Raw genomic sequence first — 1,305 nt, forward strand, 5'->3', positions numbered from 1 at the left:
GTTGCTGATGAGTAAACCGTGGTCTGTGTGTAGCAAACCCTGTTTATGTCAGCCCAAAACGGTCATTCGTTATCTGGAGCGTTATACGAAAAAAGGCATGCTTAATGAGTCGCGATTGCAGCGTATAGACGAGGATAGGGTCACCTTCAGCTATAAAGATTATGCTGATGATAATCGACATAAACAAATGGTACTGACAGGAGAGGAATTCATTCGGCGCTACCTCTGTCATATTCTGCCCAAAGGTTTGATGCGAATAAGACACTTTGGTTTTTTAGCCAATTGTTGTAGGCGTAAAAGATTAGATGTCATTCGACGACAATTGCCGGACTTAGCAGAGCAAAAGGCCGATGATGAAACAAAGCAACCAGCTAAATGTTGGCCCTGTCCGGCTTGTAAAGCAGGAGTGCTGATGTTGATGTCAATCGCCTTGCCTTCTATTAACGTCCAGAGGATATCAAGTGGTTAAGATTATTGTATGACGGACTAATACAGACCGACAAACACGCAGTAACATGGCAGGTAAATCACTGTCACGGGGCAGGCTGGCCTATTGCATGTGAAACAAAATAAACAGGTGGGAATACGTTGTTCAGTAACGTGTTTAACATAACTATATCGCCCACGATGGCAGATATGTACGCGAATAAACTTGCCCTTCATACGACATCAGCTATTCCTTTCAAATACTAATTCCATTAGCATAAAAAGTACCAATAAATTTAAGGGCGGAGTCTCGGCTTTGTCCAACAAGGTGATTATTCGTCACACACTACGTGCCGTATAATCACTAAGTAGTTAGCATGAAAGGAGACGGCAATTGGGAGCATTCTTTTTCCTTTATATTATTTTAATCATTTATGCGCTGTTAATTCGTTTTGCTTCAAGGCATGAAATACGTGCACAATGTGTAGGAAAAATTTATAAATTCCAAGCGGTGTCAGTTGTCCTAATAACAGCTTTGGCTAGTGCTTCTATTTCTTTCTTATTTGCACAACATTTCGCTGACTGGCTGTTTCAATTTATACCCGCATTTATTGTGGCAGCTATAGTTGCGGTTGATAAGCCTCTGAAATTACAGTGACTTCATGCTAACAAGGCGTTCAAACGGACAAAAAACAGTTGGCTGTTTTCACTCCGTTCAACATTTTAGCCAACAATTTTTTGCCGCTTAACGTGGCGTTGAGGCTGTAGAATTACTCCAAAGTGGTAAATGACGGATGATTTTTATGTTCATACAGCCTGTAAAAATCATTTTCTAGTGGAATATTGTCTCAGATTTCACGCAGCAACGTAATTTGAGGC

Annotated in this window: 1 protein-coding gene and 1 pseudogene; both read left to right on the top strand. The window is 40.8% G+C overall.

The genetic code is table 11. The features are described from left to right. A pseudogene (locus GQS54_RS21880) lies at positions 1–325 on the top strand (transposase); the annotation flags it as partial. A 495-nt stretch (positions 326–820) separates the two neighbouring features. Further along, entirely contained in the window at positions 821–1,084 is a 264-nt protein-coding gene (locus GQS54_RS21885; protein WP_166426045.1) for a hypothetical protein, read from the top strand. Positions 1,085–1,305: the final 221 nt, after the last annotated feature.

The sequence above is a fragment of the Paraglaciecola sp. 20A4 genome (genome assembly GCF_011378905.1).
Taxonomy (GTDB): domain Bacteria; phylum Pseudomonadota; class Gammaproteobacteria; order Enterobacterales; family Alteromonadaceae; genus Paraglaciecola.